The organism is Terriglobus roseus DSM 18391 (assembly GCF_000265425.1).
Classification (GTDB): domain Bacteria; phylum Acidobacteriota; class Terriglobia; order Terriglobales; family Acidobacteriaceae; genus Terriglobus; species Terriglobus roseus.
In genome coordinates this window covers 3,928,929-3,946,183 of the sequence record NC_018014.1, presented here as the reverse complement: position 1 = coordinate 3,946,183, position 17,255 = coordinate 3,928,929, and the positions used below count along the sequence as shown (strand labels likewise).

At 61.4% G+C, this 17,255-nt stretch carries 14 protein-coding genes; 4 read left to right on the top strand and 10 right to left on the bottom strand.

Features of this window, described 5'->3' with window-relative positions; all coding sequences use genetic code 11:
- Positions 1-2 precede the first annotated feature (2 nt).
- The 3 genes from TERRO_RS16120 to TERRO_RS16110 all read right to left on the bottom strand — a co-directional run bounded on the left by TERRO_RS16120 (position 3) and on the right by TERRO_RS16110 (position 2,622).
- Positions 3-701 carry a lytic transglycosylase domain-containing protein gene (locus TERRO_RS16120; RefSeq protein ID WP_014786759.1) on the bottom strand — a complete coding sequence of 233 codons (699 nt, stop codon included), beginning with the start codon at positions 699-701 and terminating at the stop codon, positions 3-5.
- 113 nt (positions 702-814) lie between these two features.
- A complete protein-coding gene (locus TERRO_RS16115; RefSeq protein WP_245536124.1) occupies positions 815-1,708 on the bottom strand; it encodes an HAD-IIB family hydrolase in 894 nt (297 codons plus the stop codon).
- 23 nt (positions 1,709-1,731) lie between these two features.
- Positions 1,732-2,622, bottom strand: coding sequence for a DMT family transporter (locus tag TERRO_RS16110; protein ID WP_014786757.1), 891 nt, complete (start codon positions 2,620-2,622; stop codon positions 1,732-1,734).
- Between the two features lie 134 nt (positions 2,623-2,756).
- On the opposite strand from TERRO_RS16110, the gene TERRO_RS16105 reads away from it, so the two are divergent.
- On the top strand, positions 2,757-4,112 hold the full coding sequence (locus TERRO_RS16105; protein WP_014786756.1) for a hypothetical protein: 1,356 nt from the start codon (positions 2,757-2,759) through the stop codon (positions 4,110-4,112).
- A gap of 49 nt (positions 4,113-4,161) precedes the next feature.
- Here TERRO_RS16105 and mreD read toward each other — a convergent pair whose 3' ends face one another.
- The 6 genes from mreD to TERRO_RS16080 form a co-directional block, all read right to left on the bottom strand.
- The gene (mreD, locus tag TERRO_RS16100) at positions 4,162-4,683 is read right to left on the bottom strand and encodes a rod shape-determining protein MreD (protein WP_014786755.1); all 522 of its coding nucleotides are present in this window, start codon (positions 4,681-4,683) and stop codon (positions 4,162-4,164) included.
- A complete protein-coding gene (mreC, locus tag TERRO_RS16095; protein WP_014786754.1) occupies positions 4,684-5,826 on the bottom strand; it encodes a rod shape-determining protein MreC in 1,143 nt (380 codons plus the stop codon). It lies immediately after the preceding gene.
- Positions 5,827-5,914: 88 nt separating this feature from the next.
- Positions 5,915-6,979 carry a rod shape-determining protein gene (locus TERRO_RS16090; RefSeq protein ID WP_014786753.1) on the bottom strand — a complete coding sequence of 355 codons (1,065 nt, stop codon included), beginning with the start codon at positions 6,977-6,979 and terminating at the stop codon, positions 5,915-5,917.
- A 133-nt stretch (positions 6,980-7,112) separates the two neighbouring features.
- Positions 7,113-8,438 (bottom strand): glycosyltransferase family 39 protein, encoded by a 1,326-nt coding sequence (locus tag TERRO_RS16085; protein ID WP_014786752.1) that lies wholly within the window; start codon positions 8,436-8,438, stop codon positions 7,113-7,115.
- Positions 8,439-8,636: 198 nt separating this feature from the next.
- Positions 8,637-9,116: an acyltransferase family protein gene (locus tag TERRO_RS22275; RefSeq protein ID WP_157178408.1), complete on the bottom strand. Its 480-nt coding sequence runs from the start codon at positions 9,114-9,116 to the stop codon at positions 8,637-8,639.
- Positions 9,117-9,328: 212 nt separating this feature from the next.
- Positions 9,329-9,694: an acyltransferase family protein gene (locus TERRO_RS16080; RefSeq protein WP_157178407.1), complete on the bottom strand. Its 366-nt coding sequence runs from the start codon at positions 9,692-9,694 to the stop codon at positions 9,329-9,331.
- 477 nt (positions 9,695-10,171) lie between these two features.
- On the opposite strand from TERRO_RS16080, the gene ald reads away from it, so the two are divergent.
- The 3 genes from ald to TERRO_RS16060 all read left to right on the top strand — a co-directional run bounded on the left by ald (position 10,172) and on the right by TERRO_RS16060 (position 15,212).
- Positions 10,172-11,287: an alanine dehydrogenase gene (ald, locus tag TERRO_RS16070; RefSeq protein WP_014786751.1), complete on the top strand. Its 1,116-nt coding sequence runs from the start codon at positions 10,172-10,174 to the stop codon at positions 11,285-11,287.
- A 170-nt stretch (positions 11,288-11,457) separates the two neighbouring features.
- Positions 11,458-13,836: a sensor histidine kinase gene (locus TERRO_RS16065; protein ID WP_014786750.1), complete on the top strand. Its 2,379-nt coding sequence runs from the start codon at positions 11,458-11,460 to the stop codon at positions 13,834-13,836.
- Positions 13,833-15,212, top strand: coding sequence for a sigma-54-dependent transcriptional regulator (locus TERRO_RS16060; RefSeq protein ID WP_014786749.1), 1,380 nt, complete (start codon positions 13,833-13,835; stop codon positions 15,210-15,212). The genes TERRO_RS16065 and TERRO_RS16060 overlap by 4 nt, the downstream gene beginning before the upstream one ends.
- A gap of 71 nt (positions 15,213-15,283) precedes the next feature.
- Here the strand turns inward: TERRO_RS16060 and TERRO_RS16055 are convergent, their stop codons facing one another.
- Positions 15,284-17,119 (bottom strand): outer membrane protein assembly factor BamD, encoded by a 1,836-nt coding sequence (locus TERRO_RS16055; protein ID WP_157178406.1) that lies wholly within the window; start codon positions 17,117-17,119, stop codon positions 15,284-15,286.
- Between the last annotated feature and the right edge of the window lie 136 nt (positions 17,120-17,255).

Below are 17,255 nucleotides of genomic sequence, written 5' to 3'. Positions count from 1 at the left end.
GTTTAGCGAGCCGCCACGGTAGAGGAAGCTGTCTTTTCCTGCGCGACGCGGCGGTTGAACTCGCGGATGACACGGGCGACGTAGGCCTGGGTTTCGCGGAAGGGCGGGATACCGTGATAGCGGTCGACCGCAGCAGGGCCGGCGTTGTAGGCAGCCAGGGCTAGCGGCAGGTTGTCGTGATAACGACGCAGCAACGCATCCAGGTAGGCGCTGCCACCGTTGACGTTGCTGGCTGGATCGAAGCTGTCCTTCACGCCCAGGCCGGCTGCGGTGCCGGGCATCAACTGCATCAGACCCTGTGCGCCTGTGCGTGAGACGGCGTGGGCGTTGCCGGCGCTCTCTGCGTGGACGACCGCGGCCAGGAGGGCCACGTTGACGTTGTGGCGAGCACCGGAGTCGGCAAGGATGCTGGATGTGTCGAACGTCTTGGCCTGCGGGAGCGCGGCCGCTGCGGGGACTTCGTCGGGTGTCGTTTCGACTGCTGCGATCGAGCTGGCCGGGATGTCCATATAGTTGTCGGCATCGCCGGTCGAGCGCATGTGCAGGCGGATCGTGGTCTGTGAGAGGGGCTCGCGCGAGGCGCAGCGAATGGTGAAACCGCTCTGCAGGGTGACGATCTCCGCAGCGTGTGCGCAGGCGGGCGCCAGTGACGCAAGTGCGGCGAAGACGAAAAGCTGGACGCTTTGGACGCGGGGGAGCATTCGTCTTTCAGCCTAGCACCGGGAGGTTGATTCCTGGCATTCCCCAATAGCCGGAGATCCAAACGAGCCGGGGTGCAACGGAAGGGTGGCGGGTCGCATTGGAGGGAGACTGGCTAACGCGCGGACAGGACGGATACGGGGAAGTGCAAGGCCATGGCTTCGCTGACGCCGTCGAGATCGTGTGAGCAGGTGATGGGCCAGCCCTGCTGCGTGGCGAGCTCACGAAGGGTCTCCGGAGCATTGCCCATCAGGGCGGGCCAGCGGGCGAGCTCGAGCATGGGCATGTCGTTCCAGTTGTCGCCGATGGCCATCAGGTGGTCGGGCGTCATGCCTTCAAGCGCCAACAGGCGGCGTAGGCCGGAGCCCTTGGAGCAGCCGCGCGGCAGGATGTCGACGATGCAGAGGTCCCGGCCGGGGTATTCCGTTCTGTGCAGAGAGACGCGGTCGTCGTGGGTGGTGGCGAGTTCGGCCATGGCACGCTCCATCCGATCCATGCTGCCGCAGAGCATAGCCTGGATGGGGAGCTGACCGGGCTGGCCGTTTTCGCCGAGCAGGGCGTCTTCGATGGGAACGATGCGGCGAATGAAGGGTGCATTCGCCTCCATCCACTTGCCGATGGAGCCATGCAGTTCGTCGAGTTCTTCGAGGACGAGCGCGCCCGGCATGTCTTCGCCGTGCGGGCCCAGCTTGTCGAAGGTGAAGACGAAGGCGTTGCGATACTCGCCAAGTTGGGTGCAGAGCCACTCGGCAGTTGAGAGCGGCATGGTGTCGCGGAAGATGAGATCGCCGCTGATGGTGCGCGCGACGGTGCCGTTGGAACTGAGAACGATGTCGTCCTGCTGCATGCCGGCGGTACGGAGGACTTTCATGGCGTAGCTATGGCGGCGGCCGGTGGCAATGACGATGCGAGCGCCGTTCTCGCGTGCTCTTTGTAACGATGCCTGGTTGGCGTCGGAGACAGTGCCGCCGGGATGCACGAGGGTGCCGTCCATATCAATGGCGATCATGCGAGGCACTGCTGCGTGGGTTTTCATTCGACTGGCGCCATCGCCGCGGCCTCGGCGCCTGCCGGACTGCGTGCGGTCAACAGAGCAGCGCTGCCGACGATGAGCGCACCGCCCAGCCAGGCGAAGACGCCAAGCTGTTCGTGAAAGACCAGCACACCCAGCAGCGATCCGATTACAGGTTCCATATTCAGGAAGATACCCGCCTGCGAAGCGGGCACCTGTGTCATGCCCCAGTTCCACAGCATGGTTGTTGATGCGGTACAAAGTAATCCGCTGGCGGCGAGTGACGCCCAGGCTTTGCCCGAGATTCCGTGCACCGGCGGCGGACCGTACTGCAGCCAGACCCAGACGAGCATCATGAGCGTGCCGACCATGAGGCTGCGTGCACTGACTTCCAAGGTGCGATGGCGATTCAGCAGATCCTTGTTGCCCAGAATCCAGATCAGGGAGACGACGAGCGACGTCACAATCAGCAGGTCACCTTTGAGCGAAGATGCTGCGTTGCTATGACCGCCCAGCGCGATGAGGCACGCGCCTGCGGTGGATCCGGCGAGGGCACCCCACCCTACCTTGTTGAGGCGTTCATGCAGGAAGACTGCTGCTGCCAGCGCGAGGATGACAGGCATGGTGCCGATCATGAGAGCAGCATGGCTGAGTGTGGTGAGCGAGAGTCCGTAGAACTGCACCAGGAACTGCACCGGCACGCCGAAGAAGGCGGTGACGATCAGGATGGTCCAGTCACGACGGCTCCAGCGTTCGCCCCGGCCGCGCGCGAGCGGCAGCATGGGAATGACTGCGAAGAGAAAGCGGTAGAGAACCATGTGGCCAACGGCGACCTCTCGCAGCGCGATCTTGCCGAAGAAAAAGCCCGTGCCCCAGAGCGCACCTGCGGCGGCACACGCGGCAAAGCCCATGCTTCGCGATTTTGGCTGAGGGGACATACTTTCAATGTCGCACAAACTTCTGTGCGATCTGGCACGAGGCGCTTCTTCTGTTGTGCGGCTTTCCGTCGAGCGGTTCGTCTACGATAGAGGACATCATCACCACTATGCAGCCTGCCAGTCGCCTGCCAACACGCCTGTTCGTTGCCGCGGTCGTGGCACTCTCTTGCCTTTCCACTGTGCGGGCTGACGATGTTGCGGTAGCGAAGCCTACGCCGACGCCTGCGATCTCGCTCCCGCTGGATGCAATGGGCTACCGCCCAGCCACGAGCCCCGTTTCGCTGCGCGCCGGCTATACGAACGCAACGGTGAACTTCATCGATCCGCAGCATCTTCTGGTAACGTTCACGACGAAGAAGCTGATCCCGCGCAGCTCCGAACAGCGCGAGGGCGATGACGACCACTTTGTGCGCGCTGTGGTGATTCACCTTCCGGATGGTAAGGTGCTCCGCGAGACAGAGTGGCGCGTTCATGACCGCGCGTCCTACCTGTGGCCTCTGGGGAAGGGCCACTTCCTGCTGCGGATTCGTGGCGATCTGTATTCGCTCGATCCGATGGGATCGTTCAATAAAGAGCAGCTTGGGAAACGGACGCTGCTGGAGTCGGACGATGATCTGCAGGCGCTGGAGTTCAGCCCATCGCGCGACCTGATGCTGGTGGAGACGACGCCGCCGATGAAGATTGGCGACGACCCCGCAGAGGCGAAAGATCGACCGGTCTCCGCCACGTTCTACCGGCTGGCGATCGATGAAACCGGCGCGGTAAGGCTGGGCAATCGCGGACGAGCTACCTCAAAAGAGGCGTTTTCGCTGGCCTTCACGTCGATGGGCGTTCTGCAGACTGTCCGCGAAGATCGCACGCACTGGGGCTTCGACTTCCACACGTTTGCCGGCAAAAACATTGAGCTCGCGGGCTTTAACAGCACGTGCCGTCCGCGGAGTATCTTCGTCAGCGATGCGGAGTTCTACGCCTACGGCTGCCGCGGTGGCGAAGACCGCAAACTGATGGGCGGTTTCAATCTGTTGGCCGAGGCAAAGTGGGTCTTCACGACGAACGATGCACCGCTCTGGTTGAGCGTGGATGCTGCTCCGGAGACTGGCCGTTTTGCCGTGCGGAATACGTTGACGACAGTCGGGATGCAGGGCAGCGACCGGCCGGATGCAGATGAGATCCGTGGGCAGGAAGTTCGCGTGTACGGCGGCCGTGAAGGTGATGAACTCTTGCGTGTCACCAGTTCGCCGGCGCAGCGACCGGGCGGGAACTTTTCGTTGTCGCCGGATGGGTTGCAACTGGCTGTCTTGAACGGACTGCACCTGGAGGTTTATCGGCTGCCGCCAATCCCTGCTGCGGATGTGAAGTTGCACGAGCGCGAACAGGCCGCGCTGGCGCCTATGCGGCCGGCGGCGGAGATGAATGTGGCTGCTGCATTAAGCCGGACGTCAACTTCTTCGGACGGCCACTAATCTCTTCCGATCATGCGCCGGCCCGCAGGGCAGGGGAAGTTTGCCTGTGCTACTCGTCCATGCGGGTTCGATCGAGCAGAAAGAAGATCGGCAGGGCGAGTGCCGCGTTGATGGCGGCGCGCAGAAGTTCGTGGACCCAGCGCAGGGCGTAGGTGCTGTCGCCGAGCAGGAACCGCTCGATGATGAAGAAAAGGGCCGACTGCAGCAGGCAGAAGCCGAAGTTCATGGCGGCGCGGGTGATGACGTTCTCGACGTCGATCTTCAGGCCGATGGATGCTGCAGCGTAGCCGATGGCGGCCTTTGCCATGCCATTGAAGCCGATGTACTGATTGCTTGGCAGATCCTGCAAGAGGCCCACGGCCGTGCCGATGAGCGTGCCTGCAATGGGCGAACGCCATGAGACGGAGAAGTACAGCACGACAATCAGTGGCAGGTCGAGGATGCCGAGCGGCGCCCAGATGCGGGGCAGGTAGGCGTGCAGGAACAACGCGCCGAGCGGGACGGCAAACAGCACCGCCGGATGGAAATGGTGCTCTTCAAGCTCGCGGCGGTTGATGAATCTCCTGACCATCTACTGTTCCTCCGCTGGTCTTGCGGTTGGATTGGGGCGGCTGGGCGGCGTGACGAGTTCGTTGTTCGAAGCACCAGGCTGCAGCGACGTTGCGGCCGGGATGGAGCCCGGCGAATAGCGGTCTGTGTGGAGCGCCGGTGGCGGCTTGGGCAGGGTGGCTACGGGAGCTGTCTCGCCTGGCTTGAGCGGCGTCGCGTTCGGGTCCTTCAGGCTCGGCAGTCGATCGGCGACGACCTCGGCGGCCTTCTTGCCGGCCTCATCCGCTTCATCGGCCACAGTGTTCGTCCGGGCAAGCTGCTCGGCGACATCGGTCACGATGAGGACTTCTTCCAGCCGATCGAGATTAGACGCCGGCTTAATCGCGATGATGGCGTACGGCTGGTGTTCCGGATCCGGCTTGATGCTGACGACGGTGCCCACGGGTAGGCCGCGCGGGAAGACGCGATCTCCGCCGCTGGTGATGAGGGATTCGCCGGCCTTGATGCGGTCATCCGGCAGCAGGTTGGTGATCATCAGTGTGCCGCCTGGGCCGCCATGCAGGATGCCGCGGGTGCGAGTGGTCAGCAGCAGAACGCCTGCGCCGGAGCTGGGATCATTCAGCAAAAGAATTTGGGAGGACTGCGCGAAGACATCGCGCACCTTGCCGACGATACCGTCGGGAGTGATGACTGCCATGTCGGGCTTGAGTCCGTCGGCCGACCCCTTGTCGATGGTGACAATGCGGGAGCTGTCGCCGCCGCCGGTGCCGACGACCTGCGCGGCAATCGTCTTTCCAACGTACTGCTGCTTGAACGCCAGCATGCGCTGCAGCCGCTGTCCCTGGCGGGCGTCTTCGGCGAGTGCTGCTTCGTGAAGACGTAGCTGGTCGATCTGGTACTGCAGATCCTTATCGTGCTGGCGGACGTGGCGGAGATCGATGTAGTTGTGCCACAAGCCGCGGATGCCGCCGCCGGAGTGCTTCAGGACCGACTCAATGGGTGTGACGGTGTAGGCCGCCCACGCGCGAGCGATGCGAACATGGTGTCCGTCTTCCCGCGATCCGTATTGCGGCCGCTTCACCTGCAGGGCCAGACCGATCACCTGCGCCAGAAGCACAGCGAGCAGCACCAGTTCACTCTTGAAGCGGGTGAAGAAGGATTCCATGGAATAGTTCTTAGTCCTGGCGGTCAGTCTTGGCCTTCGTTGCTCCGTGAAAACAGAGCAACGAAGACCAGGGACTAAAACTCAAAAACTAATCGATGGCGATCTTACGCAGCAGGCCGAAGTCGGCGAGCATGCGTCCGGTGCCGAGTACCACGGATGCGAGTGGGTCGTCGGCGATGGAAACGGGCAGGCCCGTCTCCTCGCGGATGCGGCGATCGAGGTTCTTGATGAGTGCACCACCGCCGGTAAGGACGATGCCTCGATCGCTGATGTCCGCGGAGAGTTCTGGCGGGGTGCGCTCGAGGGCGACGCGGATGGCATTCATGATCGTCGCGATGGACTCACCGAGCGCCTCACGGATCTCCGAGTCGTCGATCGTGATGGTCTTCGGCACGCCTTCGATCAGATTGCGGCCCTTAATCTCCATGGTCAGCGGCTTGTCGAGCGGGAATGCCGAGCCGATCTCCATCTTGATCTGTTCCGCAGTACGCTCGCCGATCAGCAGGTTGTACTTACGCTTGAGGAAGTTAGCAACTGCCTCATCCATCTGGTTTCCGGCCATGCGGACCGATCGGGAGTAGACGATACCTGCGAGCGAGATGACCGCGATGTCCGTCGTACCGCCACCGATGTCGACGACCATGTTGCCGCCCGGCTCGGTGATGGGAAGGCCTGCGCCGATCGCCGCCACCATGGCCTGCTCAACCAGGTACACCTCAGAGGCCTTTGCGCGATAGGCGCTGTCCTCAACCGCACGCTTTTCTACCTGCGTGATCTCAGAGGGCACGCCGATGATGATGCGGGGATGGACCAGCATCTTGCGGTTGTGCGCCTTCTGGATGAAGTAGTTCAGCATCTTCTCAGTGTGGCGGAAGTCGGCGATGACGCCGTCCTTCATGGGACGGATGGCGACGATGTTGCCGGGGGTGCGGCCCACCATCTCCTTCGCTTCCTTGCCGACTGCCTCAACCTCGTTCGTGATCTTGTTCACGGCGATGATGGAAGGCTCGTTGACCACGATGCCCTTACCGCTGGCGTAGACCAGCGTGTTCGCCGTGCCCAGATCGATCGCGAGATCGTTTGAGAACAGCGAAAAGAGCGACCGCATGGAGCGCGAGCGCGAAGTACGACCCTGGTATCCGTTTTGAGGCATTCTGTGTGGTGACCTGCTCAATCTTGTAGTGCCTTGATTGTAATGCTTATGTGAAGGGCGCGAACTTTGCAGGTGTTATGAGGCTTGCATGGCCTCCACGTGGTGAATGCGAACCACAGCCAGGCCGGAATGGTCAGGCGACGGAGACGCTTTCGTCTGGAATTTGCTGCATGACGACGTCCTCCTCTTGATGATCGGTGGCCTTAGCTCTTCGTCGCCGCGAACTTGAGGTCTCGATCAACGAAACAGAATGCGTCAGGAGCATGAGATCCAGGGGCGTTCGGAAGCGCGGATCAGAGTTGGTCAACAGAAAGGGCAGGACGTAGCACACCGCGGTGAGGACGAGGAGCCGATCCGCCGCATCCAGTTGCCGACGCCTCCAGAGCAGGACAACCAGCCAAAACGGTACAGCTAGTGCAAGAAGCGCTTTCACCTTACCCTGGGTGTCGTGCAGTCCGTGCACCTTTGAATCGGGGCGCAGAAGTGTCAGCAGCTTTACCGCTGGGAGCACGATCTCCTCTTTTGGGTGCGTCCAGGCATACTGCACGGCGAGCTTGTTGAGGACGGGCATGGCGGCCTTATGGTGGGTCTCAGCATCGCTCATCGCGTGGCCGTCGGCCTTGAGCGCAGGCATCAGCGATGGTTCTGCATTTAATGCACTTAGCAAGGACACGCGCGTGAACTGATTGTGGCCCGCGAAGAGGTTGTAGGGACCGTTGTGCGGTGTGTCCAGGCGATGGAAGGCAACGAAGGAACACGCTGCATATACCACTGCGGCTGTGCCGATCGGCATGCCGAAGAGGCGCGCGACGGTCGGGCGACTGAGCTTGCCGCCCACGCGTCCCCTCCCCAATGAGTGTGTTCGCATGCGGAGCGCCAGAGCCAACGGTAGGGCCAGAAGGACGAAATTAGGACGTTCGAACACACCCAGCCCAAAAGACACACCTGTGCCGACAAGCAGCGGGAGGGAGGCCTCTCGATTTGCGAGCTTCAGCAGGCACAACTCAAGAAGCAGAAGCAGGAGCGTAGAGTACGGCACGTCCCATACCTTTGGGACGGAAGAGAGGAGCTCCAGGTGGAGCTGCAGAATGAGTGCGACGATCAGGGCCGAACGCGTCCTGACACGCAAAGCGCGCAGGCAGGCGTAGGTCGTAACGGCAATGCAAACATGCAGCAGAATCTGGATGACCAGAACCCCGGCTACCCGGTGTTCCGGCAGCAATCTCATGCCGATGGCAATCACTTCCGGGTAACCGGCAGGGGTAAAGTCCTGCGGAATACGGCCTGTGGTGGCCAGCGCCAGGGCGTCGGCCCAGTAGGCGCCCATGGGCCTGGTGAAAGGAAGAAAGTAGGCTGCTAATGCGGCACAGATCGCGGGCAGGAGGAGGAGCGTTGCAAGCGCAAAGTGGCTGAGTCTCCGGTTTTGGGAAGGCTGGTGTGACTTGCAGTGCCGATACATAGCGCGAGTATAGCGTCATGGATTTCTCGAGTAGCCGGTGTCAGACCGAAAATCAAAAAAGTTACAAGATCTTTGAGTTCCTGAGCGGCAGTTTTCCCCGTGACACAGCGGTCTCGTAGATCTGCTCGGTTTAAGTAGAGGATTCCGGGTGCAGCCGCAGGTAGGCTACGCTGGCCTTGGTTCTGGCCACGCTCCGCATCACGCCTGCAAGGTCTTTTGATGTTTCGATGGGGGAGTGACATGCATGCCGAGCATTCGTTCCACAACCTTGCGCACGCGATCCGTGTGGAACTCTGTTAGCGAGGCGATCAGCCATGCGTAGGCAAGAGTTCCCAGGAGGATCGCCACGCCGGCGCTCATCGAGCGTGGGGTAGGGACCCACCGCCCATCGCCAACGGCCAGCGACGTCAGGAGCAAGAGGAAGGGGACGTGAACAACATAAAGTGTGAAGGAAAAGCGCGAAATTCCCCTTGAGAAACGGTTGAACAGAGCGCGCTCCGAAGCGGGCTGCGCGGCGGAGAGAAAGACCCATAGGCATGCCGTAGCGATCAGGCCGAAGAAGCAGTCATTCCAAATGCCGCCCCACTTCGGAAGCCCATAGAGTGCCGCGATGAGGACGCCCGCTGTAACCCAGCGCAACCAGGGACGATCGCTGGGCGGCGGAAGCCTGTAGAGCAACGCCCCATTAGCCAGATGGAAAAGCCGATGAGCAATCCAAACCCAACGAAGTAAGCCGTGCACACGAAGAGTAAGGCGCAAAGTAGTCGTACCCGCGGCTGCGTGAGACGTCGCAGCGCGAGCCATCCGAACGGGAAGAGTGCGTAGTACCAGAACTCGTTGGAGAGACTCCAAAGGGGGGTGTCGCTGCCGAAGGTTGGGACATGAACGGCCTAGAGAAAGAAGAGATTGCCGAAGAAGATTGGCCACGTTCGCGCTGCGGCGACGTTCTGCATGAGGTGGTTGCCATTGGCGCCGGCATAAAGCAGCGGCGCACGATGCAGGGCCATTCCCAGACCATCCCACGCGGCACACAACAGTAAACCTGGGATCAGTACGATCCATAGGCGGACGAGCCGACGCAGAGCATAGTCCCGCCAGTTCCAGGGTCCTCGCTCGGCAGAGCGAAGAATGCTGCCAGCGATGAGGTATCCGCTGAGTACGAAAAAGAGAACAACGGAACGATGTCCGCCGGCCGAGAGTGCATAGGGAATCAGAAGTAGATGCCGGAGACCCTGGGGAAGCGTGCGATAGTCCACGAACAAGAGATTGCGTCAGTGCGTGGCGACCACATGGAAGGCCGCTAGTCCACGTACGAGGTCGAGCAACACCGATGCCTTACTGTCGGTGAAACGCCACGTACTTGTGTTTGACATGTTGCATAAGAATACCGCAGGCATTCTTCTGAAGGTGGATCGCAGCTCGGACGCGAGGGTGTCGCTGTCCTGCGAGGTCGATGACCAAGAGACCAAATGGTGCGATTTGCAGATCGCACAAGTCTACGAAACGCGTCGGTCTCTTCAGACTCTGAAACAAAGGTACGGTTCTACCTAGGGCTAGCTGCGGTCGCGAGTGGTGTGACTTAGGGCCCTTGGGAACAATTTAGGCGGAGCCGCCCGCTTATCTCCCCTACATTGCTTCCATGCAGTACAGGATTGGAGGCACGCCAAAGCGGGCCGGATTAACGCGTCAGTTCCTCCATTTCTGTAACCTAGATGGGAACAGGAGTGAGAAGCATGATTGTTGGCGTGCCGAAGGAAGTGAAGGACCACGAGAGCCGCGTAGGCGTAACCCCGGCGGGCGTGCATGCGCTGGTAGCCGCAGGCCACACGGTGCTGGTGCAGACCGGTGCGGGCGACCTTTCTGCCTTTACGGATGACGATTACCAGGCAGCAGGCGCAGAGATTGTTGGCGGAGCCTACGACGTCTGGCGCCTGGCCAACATGGTCGTCAAGGTGAAGGAGCCGGTCGAGAAGGAATACCAGTACTTCCGTCCGGGTCTGCTGTTGTTCACTTACCTGCACCTTGCTCCGCTGCCCGGCCTGACCGAGGCACTGCTGGAAAAGAAGGTGACGGGCATTGCGTATGAGACGGTGCGCGATCGCGCGGGATCGTTGCCGCTGCTGACGCCCATGAGCGAGGTGGCCGGCCGCTTGAGCGTGCAGGTTGGTGCTGAATATTTGCAGAAGAAGAATGGCGGACGCGGCCTGCTGCTGGGTGGCGTTCCGGGTGTGCCTCCGGGCAACGTAGTCATTATTGGTGGTGGCATCGTCGGCATCAACGCGGCGAAGATGGCGCTGGGACTGGGCGCAAAGGTCACGATCGTGGACCTGAGCCTCAACCGTCTGCGCGACCTGGACGATATCTTCAACGGCCGTGTCTTCACGCTGGCTTCGAATCCGTACAACATTGCGCGCGCCGCGGCCGAGGCCGATCTGCTCATCGGCGGTGTACTGATTCCGGGTGCGGCTGCGCCAAAGCTGGTAACGGCTGCCATGGTCAGCAAGATGAAGCCCGGCGCGGTGATCGTGGACGTCGCGATCGACCAGGGCGGATGCATCGAGACGGCCCGCCCGACGACGCATACGGATCCTTCGTATCTGGTCGATGGCGTGGTTCACTACTGCGTGACGAATATGCCTGCGGCTGTGCCGAATACCTCCACGCTCGCGCTGACGAATGCGACCTTTCCGTACGTCATGAAACTGGCGAATACCGGCGCAGAGGCTTCCATCAAGTCGGATGCCGGGATCGCTGAGGGCGTGAACACGTACAACGGAACGCTGACGTATAAGGCTGTGGCGGAGTCGCAGGGCAAGGACTGGAAGCCTGTGGCAGAGCTGATCGCCTAAAAACTCAGACTGTAGGGTGCCCCATGTCTTGTTTCTGAGACATGGGGTTTCTCATTCCTGGTCTTCTTTTTGGATCCCTCAGGCCCTTGTATCAGAGGGCAGGTTCGGGGCGCCTGCATGTGTTGCCTGCGCCTATAATCTCGACACGCACGAGAGAGTGAGGGCCTACGGTGGGGACAACGCGTCAGCGCAAGATTTTGATGGTTGTGCTGGGCGTATTCCTGCTGCTGCTATTCCTTGGACTGGCTGCGTTGAATGCCTTTCGGCTTAGCTTCCTGAGCCCATCGACCCCAGGCGGCATCTTCTTCTTCACCGCTGTGTCGTTCATCGCGTTTCTGCTGTTTGTCGCGGTCCTGATCCTGCTGATGCGCAATGTGCTGAAGCTGTATGCGGATCAGCGTAGCCGCATGCTTGGTGCGCGTCTTCGTACGCGGATGCTGGGTGGCGCAATGCTGCTGTCGCTGCTGCCCATCAGTTGCATGTTTGGTTTCAGCTACCTGCTGATGAATCGTGCAATCGAGCGGTGGTTCTCGCAGCCTGCGGCGCAGATGCGGGACGAGTCAGCGCATGTGGCGCTGGATCTTTCGCGGTACATCGAAGCGAACGCGCGGTCTGAGGCCGAGGAGATTGCCGGCGTCATCACGGCTGCCGGACCTGATGCAAGTTCACCCTTCATCATGCAGCGTGCCATGCAGCAGCATGAGGTCACTCTGCTGGGCGGCTGGGCGCAGGTGTATAGCGACAACGTGGTCATCTCGCGTTTCCGCACCATGGGCAATGCCCCTGCTTCCATCAGCACGTGGTCGCCACAGGACACACTTCCGGACGATGATGCGAACACGTCGCCGTCCAACGCACACCCCTTGCAGCGCCAGGCGCAGGGACCCTTCGACGCCATCGCGTTGCAGGCCGTCCAGCGTCGCGATGAACCGATTGTGACGGCGGGCGGTAAGGATTACATCCTTGGCTCGGCGCATACGGCTTCAGGTCTGCTGGTGGTGACGGGCGCGCCGCTGCCCGAGGGCATGACCGCTCATATCGGCGAACTGGATCGCGCGGGTCATCAATACTGGACGCTCTTCCGTCTGCGCCGGCAGATCCGCGGCACGTACATGGTGCTGATGCTCATGATCACCAGCCTCGCGTTGTTTGTTGCAAGCTGGCTGGCATTGCATCTCTCGAAGCAGGTGACGCGACCCGTGGAAGCGCTGGCAGATGCAATGGCGGCTATTGCGCAGGGCAACTACGATCAGCGCGTGGAGGCTACTGCAACCGAAGAACTCGGGGACCTGGTGCAGAGCTTCAACACCATGGCGGAAGATCTTGAGACAAGCCGGCGCCTGGTGGAACAGACGACCGTGCAGGTCTTCGAGGCGAACGTGGAGCTTGAGTCTCGGCGACGCGAGCTGGAGACGATGCTACAGACGATCCCGAACGGCGTGGTGATGCTGGACGTGGATCGTCGTATCCGCGTGGCGAATCGCGCGTTCAGCGAGATGCTCGACCCGGGGGGCCAGCGCGCTTTCATCGGTCTGTTAATCGATGAGGTGATTCCAAGCGATGCGATGGAGAGCGTCGATCGCCTGCTGCAGCGCAGCCATCGTATGGGGTCAGCTTCGGCTGAGACGGAGATGCACGCCCCCAGCGGGACGTTGAATGTTGCGGTGACCGCCGCCATCCTGGAGAGCGACACAGCCGGCGCTCGGACCCCAACCGGGTACGTTCTGGTTCTGGAGAATGCCACGGAGTTGCTGCGGGCGCAGAAGCAGTCGGCATGGAAGGAAGTGGCGCGTCGCGTTGCGCACGAGATCAAGAATCCGCTGACACCCATTGCACTTTCGGCTGAGCAGATTCGCCGGCATATCGTTCGGCTTGGTGATTTTTTGCGCGACCGGGAAATCGAGTCGCCTTCGATCGCCACGATCCATCGGTCGAGTGAGGTCATCAGTTCGTCGGTGGAGAGCATGCGTTCGCTGGTCGATCAGTTCTCGTCGCTGGCCGAGTTTCCGAATGCGCGGCCTCGCCCGGCCGATCTGAACACCATTGTCGAGAACTCCTTGAGCCTCTTTGCCGGGCGGTTGAACCGTGTGACCGTCGTGCGTTCGCTTTCGGCCGGGTTACCGCTGGTGATGGCCGATCCTGAGGCGATCAAACGGGCACTTTCAAACCTGATCGATAACGCCGCAGAGGCCATGCAGACCAGCCTGCGCCGCGAGATCCACATCGAGACGCGGCGCAGCGAGCAGTCGCCGGGAATGCTGGAGCTGGTCATTGCGGACACCGGCCCTGGTGTGACCGACGAAATGCGCGAGCGGCTCTTTCTGCCGTATTTCTCGACCAAGCAGCGCGGCACAGGCCTGGGCCTGACGATTGCCGCGAAGATCATGGCGGACCACCAGGGCACCATCCGGGCGGAGGGCAACACGCCCAGCGGCGCGCGATTCATTCTGGAATTGCCGGTCGCTTCCAGTGGTGAGAGCGGGGAGCATGCAGCCGCGGGGAGCGCCGCAGCATCCGAACCGTCATCGCCTGAGGTACACACCGCTTGACCCACATCCTCGTTGTTGATGATGAAGCTGAGATCCGAGAGTCGCTAGAGGGAATCCTGGGCGAGGAAGGCTATGCCACTGCGAGCGCTGGCACCGCGACCGAAGCGCTGGAACTCATCCGCGATGCCGAGTACGACCTGGTTCTGCTGGACATCTGGCTCCCAGACGGCGACGGCTTGGAAGTACTGGCGAAGATACGGGACATGGGGCTGGCCGCGCCGCCGGAGGTCGTCATCATCTCCGGTCACGGCACGATTGAGAGTGCCGTCCGTGCAACGAAGCTGGGCGCGTATGACTTCCTCGAGAAGCCGCTTTCGCTCGATCGCACACTGCTGGTTCTGAAGAATGCGACGGAAGCCCGCCGCTTGAAGAAGGACAACAGCGAGTTTCAGCAGCAGATGGCGCAGAAGGCGTACGTTACCGGCGAGAGCGTGCCGCTGAAGGCGCTGCGGCAGCAGATCCGTCTGATGGCGCCAACCAACGGGCGCGTGCTGATCTATGGAGAATCGGGCACAGGCAAAGAGCGAATCGCGCGCACCATGCACGCGGAGAGTCTGCGTGCAGATCGCGTCTTTGTGGAATTGAACTGTGCGGCGATCCCGGAAGATTTCATTGAGAGCGAGCTTTTCGGCTACCGGCATGGCGCAGTGCCGGGCGGCCCGCAGGAGAAGCGCGGAACCTTTGAGCGAGCCGATGGTGGCACGCTGTTTCTGGATGAAGTGGCGGACATGAGCCTGAAGACACAGGCAAAGGTTCTGCGTGCGCTCGATGAGCAACGCTTCTATCCGGTGGGTGCATCGCAGCCGATCGCAGTCGACGTCCGCGTAATTGCCGCCACGAACAAGGACCTGGAAGACGAGATCATCAAAGGCAATTTTCGCGAGGACCTGTTCTACCGTCTGAATGTGATCCCGTTCTTCGTGCCGCCGCTGCGTGACCGCAGTGAAGATATCCCGCTGCTGGTGCAGGAGTTCCTTCAGGAGTTTGGCCGTCAGTATGGCCGGCCGCGCGTGGAGATCTCAACAGACGCTTTGGCGACCTTAAAGCAGTACCACTGGCCAGGCAATGTGCGCGAGCTTCGCAACGTGATCGAGCGTGTCTTGATCCTGAACCCGAAGGCGCAGCGGATCGAGCGCAAGCACCTGCCAGTATTGGTCTACCGCGAGAGCGGGCGGGATGGCGGCAAGGCTGGCGCTCGCACCGAAGAATTCGGCACGCTGCTGCAGGCACGCGAGGCGTATGAACGCGACTACATCCTGAAGAAGTTGGATGAGTGCCACGGCAACGTCAGTCGGACAGCAGAAGCCCTCGGGCTGGAACGCAGCCATCTGTATCGCAAGATGAAGGCGCTCGGCGTGACAATGAAGGAAGCATAACGGGAGTCAGATCGAGAAAAAGGCAGGGATCATGTGATCCCTGCCTTTTTCTTACTCAACATCCGAAGCGTTTAGAAGGGGTTGATCTTCTTCAGGCCCTTCTTCTTCTTGTGGGTGCTGCTGGACTCTTCGCCCTTGTCGAACTCGGCCTTGGACTTCTTCTGCTTTCCGTTCTTGTCGAAGACGGGCTGCTGTCCCTGCGGAGTCTTCTGGCCAGCGACATCGTTGACAGCGTCGGGTGCTTCGGCGGCCTTTTCGACGGGCGGCAGATCACCGGCATTCGTCGGTCCTACGGTCTTCAAGCCGTAGTTTGCAGGAACGCTGCCAGCCGGCGGCGGCGCTGCTGGCGTGCTTGTGGTTGCGCCCGGCGACAGAATGGTAACGCCAACGCTCGCGCCGCCACCGCTGGAGACGGGAGCCACGCCGGTCGGTGTCGCCGTGAAGCTGGTGCCGGTGACAGCACTGTTCGGTGCTGCGTCGCCTGCCGGAATGTCCTGCAGGCTCATGGGTGCGCCGGCTGCTGCAGGTGTGTTGCCCGCGGCGGTATTCGCTGCTGCGGCATCGGCCGCAGCGGGTGTCGCAGCCCCAGCGGAGGTAGCTGCGGCTGTCTTGGGATCCAGTGCGTTCTTGAAGGCTTCTTCGCTGCGATGAGAAACGGTTGGCGCCAGCGTGGCCTTCGGGTCAGCCATCGCGGGGTCGCCGATACGGGCGGACTGCACGGTGTCCGGTCCGCGGAAGAGCAGGCCCTTGGCGCGGTTGGCAAGATTGTAGGTCTGGCGGCTGTCTTCCAGTGCCTGGCTGGCAGCAAGCTGCTCGGGCGTTGGCTCCGGGATGGGCACGTTCATGGCTTCCAGTCGGTCGCGAGCGTCCTCAACGTGCGGAGAAGCAGCGTACTGCGTCACCACACGGCTGTAGGCTGCAACGGCTTGGTCGTCATAATTCTTCAGCAGACGACCGCGAGCATCCTCGGGCAGCTTCAGCGTGCGGATGTAGCGCGACATCGAAGCGTAGGCATCGCCCAGGCCAATCAACGTCTGATCGATGTGGCTGTACAGCGGGTACGTGTCCACAACGGTCTGGTAGCGCGCGATAGCGGCCGCCCAGTTCTCGTGCGTTCCGTAGAACTCGCCGATCTGAGACTCACGCTGCGCCATGACCTCCTGCACCTCGCGGAGGTGCTGCTTGGCCTCCGGAATCAGGGACGAATCCGGATACTGCGTCAGCATGGTGCGGTACTCTTCCTGAGCGTGGACGGCCTTCGCGTAGTCGCGATCGGGGCGGTCCATCTGCTTGAAGTAGATGTCGCCAATGCGCATCTGCGCTTCCGCTGCTTCGGGAGCGTTCGGGAAGAAGATGATGAAGTCGTGGTATTCCGTCTCAGCCTGGGCCAGGGCAGCGCTTCCGCCTTCGCGGTACCAGCTGTCGGCGAAGGCGAGCTTCGAACGCATCTGGTATTCAGAGTCCGGGTAGGTCGAGAGCAGCGTCTGGAGGTCAAGACGTGCGACTTCGAAACGGCCCTTGTTGATGGCGATCAGCGCCTTATCGTACAGCTGCTTATCCGGCTGGTCGCTCTTCACCTTTCCCAGCGGATTGATCTTCATCTGGGCCTTGCGGGCCTTTTCGCTCTTGACCGTGTCCTTGGATTGGACGACCTTCTCGTCCTTCTTGTCCTCGGCGGTCTTGCGTGTACGGCCGCGCTTAGGCGCCGAATTACTCATCACGGCTGTCGGCGTCTGGTCGCTGCTCGCCGGCGGTGCTGGCGTGGTCTGATCCGTCGCTGCTGTCGGGGCTGCATTGGGCGCCTGCTGCGCATACGCAGTGGCCGAGGCGAAGCTGCCAGCCAGCAGGACGACTGCGATGCCGCGACGCGGGAAGAACGAACGCGCAACAGCCGTCTTGATCGCCATCCGGGAGAAGAGTGAAACCATGCCTGTAAACCCTCGTACCGGTAGCCGCCGTAGAAACAGGCAGGTCACCGGGAAACTCACTTCTTATTCTAAGCCGCGAGCGCGCACGTGTCCTGAAGCGCGCTTCTTTTTGGAC

Excerpts from the sequence above, each read along its gene's own strand:
- mreD (WP_014786755.1), bottom strand. The coding sequence starts at position 4,683 with ATGGTCAGGAGATTCATCAACCGCCGCGAGCTTGAAGAGCACCATTTC.
- mreC (WP_014786754.1), bottom strand. The coding sequence starts at position 5,826 with ATGGAATCCTTCTTCACCCGCTTCAAGAGTGAACTGGTGCTGCTCGCT.
- TERRO_RS16115 (WP_245536124.1), bottom strand. The coding sequence starts at position 1,708 with ATGATCGCCATTGATATGGACGGCACCCTCGTGCATCCCGGCGGCACT.
- TERRO_RS16055 (WP_157178406.1), bottom strand. The coding sequence starts at position 17,119 with ATGGCGATCAAGACGGCTGTTGCGCGTTCGTTCTTCCCGCGTCGCGGC.
- TERRO_RS16105 (WP_014786756.1), top strand. The coding sequence starts at position 2,757 with ATGCAGCCTGCCAGTCGCCTGCCAACACGCCTGTTCGTTGCCGCGGTC.
- TERRO_RS16120 (WP_014786759.1), bottom strand. The coding sequence starts at position 701 with ATGCTCCCCCGCGTCCAAAGCGTCCAGCTTTTCGTCTTCGCCGCACTT.
- TERRO_RS16085 (WP_014786752.1), bottom strand. The coding sequence starts at position 8,438 with ATGTATCGGCACTGCAAGTCACACCAGCCTTCCCAAAACCGGAGACTC.
- TERRO_RS16110 (WP_014786757.1), bottom strand. The coding sequence starts at position 2,622 with ATGGGCTTTGCCGCGTGTGCCGCCGCAGGTGCGCTCTGGGGCACGGGC.
- TERRO_RS16090 (WP_014786753.1), bottom strand. The coding sequence starts at position 6,979 with ATGCCTCAAAACGGATACCAGGGTCGTACTTCGCGCTCGCGCTCCATG.
- ald (WP_014786751.1), top strand. The coding sequence starts at position 10,172 with ATGATTGTTGGCGTGCCGAAGGAAGTGAAGGACCACGAGAGCCGCGTA.